Genomic DNA, 3,923 nt, shown 5'->3' on the forward strand with positions numbered 1-3,923 from the left:
ACGAACACTAAGTTCCCACTGCGCCGTAGGCTTGTGCTCACTAAGTGTTCATAGTTAAAGGAATTGTATAAAACTAACTGCTTAGGCTCCCATTAATCCTTGCCTGCAATACCCGGAGTGGTCATGGCGGCAGGAGCCAAAATCTTCTCCACCTGCTCCTTGGTAAGGAGACCCTTTTCCAAAATAACCTCACGGATAGGACGGCCGGTATTGTATGCTTCCTTGGCCAGCATAGCAGAATTTTCATAACCAATATGTGGCAGCAATGCGGTTACGATACCAACGCTCTTATCGATCCACATCTGACACTGCTCCTTATTAGGCTCCAGCTTCAACAGGAGCTTATCAACAAAGCCGTCAATGGCATTAGTCAGATAGTTCATGGAATTGAACATATTAAAGGCCATTACCGGCTCCATAACATTAAGCTCAAACTGGCCATTTTCTACACCGAAGGTTACGGCCAAATCATTGCCGATAACCTGATAGCAGGTCTGATTCAGTACCTCGGCAATAACCGGGTTTACCTTCCCCGGCATAATGGAGGAGCCTGGCTGACGCATAGGCAGCTTCAGCTCATAGAGACCGCAGCGAGGGCCGGAGGCCATCAGGCGGAAATCGTTACACATCTTGATGATAACCAATGCAGTATTCTTCAATGCAGAGGATACATCGGCGAAGCCATCAGTATTATTGGTGGCATCAATCATATTTTCTGCAGTTTTGTAGGTCTCACCGGTAACCTCACTGAGGGACTTGGCAACATTGATAATGTACTGAGGCTCAGCATTAAGGCCAGTACCTACAGCGGTGCCCCCCATATTTACATAATGGATTGTATCAAGGGCATGCTGAATGCGGTCAATACCCCGGCGAATGGAGGATGCATAGGAATTCATTTCCTGTCCAAGGGTAACAGGAACGGCATCCTGGAGATGGGTACGGCCCATCTTTACAATGTCCTTGTATTCCTCCCCCTTCTTCTCCAGCTCGTCCACCAGACGATTCAGGGCCTTAATCAAAATCTTGCCCTTGTGGTTCAGGCACACCTTGATGGCCGTTGGGAAGGTATCATTGGTGGACTGGGCCATGTTCCCATGATTGTTCGGAGAAATAATATCATAGCGGCCCTTTGCCTCACCGGTTATCTCCAAAGCACGATTGCAGAGAACCTCATTCATGTTCATATTAAATGAGGTACCGGCACCGCCCTGAATAGGATCTACAGGGAACTGATCCAACAGCTTCCCTTCAATAATTTCATCGGCGGCCTGAATAAGAGCTTTACCAATCTTTTCCGGCATACGTCCAGTGGACAAATTGGCCAATACAGTAGCCTTCTTCACCTTGGCCATGGCCTGAACAAAATCACTGTCTACCCGTTGCCCTGTGATTTTGAAGTTTTCAATGGCCCGCAGGGTCTGTACTCCGTAATACACATCATCCGGAACTTCCAATTCGCCTAAGAAGTCGTGTTCTTTTCTCATGTCTCTCTCCCTTTCCCTTTTTCATTTTAATCGCTCTTGTATTTTGTATACAAAATTCCTTACCTTGAGGATAGCACCTTATTATGCAAATTGCAAGGAATTTTATAAATTTTCTCGTCAATTATTGCATAATAACTTTTTCGTTTGTTAAGGTCTTTTGAAAGCTCCCAAAGCAATGGATAAAACCCACATAAAATTCAGGCGGAGCCCAAACCCCACCTGAATAATTCTTCATTTATACGAAGCAACGCTTCTTTTTTATCCGAAATAAAGCTTGGCTTTACCTCACTGATTTCTGTTTTTCCTTCCGGAGCCGCTTGTTCTCGTACATTACCTGGTCGGCCCGGCGGGCAACATCGATTACAGATGCGTCATTCTCTGGGTCATAAACAGCCAGTCCCATGGTTATATTTGCCTGCTCCCATTCGTGTTCAGCTGTTGCACGTACCTCCTCCCGATATTTTCGGAACAGATTAAACAGCTCATCTCTGGCACAGAAATCGCCCCTTTCCAGAATAACCGCAAACTCATCACCGCCTATTCGGAAAACAGGACTGTTAGGGAAGGCGCGGCAGATTATCTGGCTGGCAGTTTTTATATATATGTCCCCCTTATCATGACCGTAAAAATCATTGATGTATTTAAGATTGTCACAGTCGAACACACCAATGCCAAATTCAATTCCCTCTACATGGTTGTCCATACGATCCTGTATTTTCTGAATATAAACTCCATAGGCAGCTTTATTCCCCACGGAGGTCATGGCATCTATATAAATCTTCTTATGCAGACTGTCTATATTGTCCCGTGTCTTCTCTACAAGCCCCCTGAAGGTCCTGGTAAGGATCCCGATCTCATCATTGCTCTTATCCTCCAGTACCACATCATAATTTCCGTTGGCCACCTGCTGGGCCACGTTGGTAAGCTCATGAAGCGGCTCCGTAATGCGCTTGCCAAAGTTCATCATCACAAAGCTTGCCAGCACCAGCAGAATAAAGGAAACAGAAAAGGTTAGCACAATCAGCCTTTGCCACACGCTGTTGATTTCCCCCAATGGTACCGTCACATAGAGCCGCATACCATTTCTCAAGGGAAGCCATACAGCCTCCTTCTGGCTGCCATCAAACCAATATTGTACATGGTGGTCACCCTTTACCTGATCAGGCGAATCTATGGCAAGCTTTTCGCCATATTGGAGGGTAGAATCCATGTGAGGATGGTATACGACATTGGAATTTTCATCGAGAATAAAGGCATAGCCATTATCAAAGAGCTTGATTTTTTTCGCCTCGTTGGCCAAGGTTTCATAATCGATTTCCATACCTACCACACCGACAAATCGCCCATGACTGTATACGGGAACATTGTAGGAAATAACCCGTACCCCCAGATTTTCCGTATAATAAGGGGGCAGCCATATCCCTTTTGCTGCGGCTTTTGGACGGGTAAACCAGAGCAGTGAAGAGGTGTCACTGGTATCATATTGGGTTATGTCAGTTACCTTGTGCTCCCTAAATTCCTCTCCCTGGTCCCTGACATACCAAAAGCCCGGATGTTCTTTTGTAAAATCAGGGTCAAGGCGGAAATAATAGGTCAGGACACCATGAGTATTATTGGCAACCTTATTAAAGAGATGGCGCACACTTTCCACCTCACTATACAGCTGGTCAGGGGGCATATGCTCGAAGTTGTCCTGTACAAGGGTAGAGACCGTCTCCACAGACCGCTCCACTCCATCAAAATAGGTTTCCAAATTCATCGCTCCAGATGTGCATTTCAGATGAAGCATCTGGTCCGCATCCCGTTTGCCCAGGGTCTGGATAGAGTAAACACCAATATATGTGGCTATGCATAAGGCTATAACCACCGCACTTAATGTCAGTAAGGTAAATTTTGTTCGTATGGAATGCATCTCAAATCTCCCCTTTATCCCACACCAAGAGGTACTGCATGCCCCATCACCCAGATGGAACACAAGGCCCCATAAAGCTCTGAATTAATTGGCTAAATTCAGCTACAGTCCACGACTCCAACCGAATTAGTATTATTTAACAACTTTTCACTTTATATCTATTCAACGTCGAAAAGGAAAAACCTTTTTTGTTGTGAAAAATTATTATGCTATTTTTATATACACTACATCATATATTTTGGTTTTTGCCATATTTTACCTTTTATTATCTCCAATTCATACCTCCAGCCCCAAGGGAGAAACAGTATTATTTACCAATAATATCGACAACCCTGTCACCCTTCATCAGCAAAAATGTGACAAAGGAAAACAGATCAAAAAGAAATCAATATTTCAAGATAGGTAAAAGCTTTTGCTTTAGTATAAAAAAGACAATAGCCGAAGCTGAGCAGCTGACACTGACCGCCTAGTTGCGACGCGAAGCTAGTCCTGAAAGGGAAACGCTAATTGGAAGATTTTTCTTC

General features: G+C 44.7%; 2 protein-coding genes. Both read right to left on the reverse strand.

Annotation, left to right across the window (positions count from 1 at the left end; genetic code table 11):
* Positions 1-92 precede the first annotated feature (92 nt).
* Positions 93-1,487 (reverse strand): aspartate ammonia-lyase, encoded by a 1,395-nt coding sequence (locus tag Q0Y54_RS12085; RefSeq protein ID WP_297968379.1) that lies wholly within the window; start codon positions 1,485-1,487, stop codon positions 93-95.
* Positions 1,488-1,767: 280 nt separating this feature from the next.
* Entirely contained in the window at positions 1,768-3,399 is a 1,632-nt protein-coding gene (locus Q0Y54_RS12090; protein ID WP_297968381.1) for a diguanylate cyclase domain-containing protein, read from the reverse strand.
* Positions 3,400-3,923: the final 524 nt, after the last annotated feature.

It is taken from the genome of uncultured Anaerovibrio sp., assembly GCF_947302755.1.
GTDB lineage: Bacteria > Bacillota > Negativicutes > Selenomonadales > Selenomonadaceae > Anaerovibrio.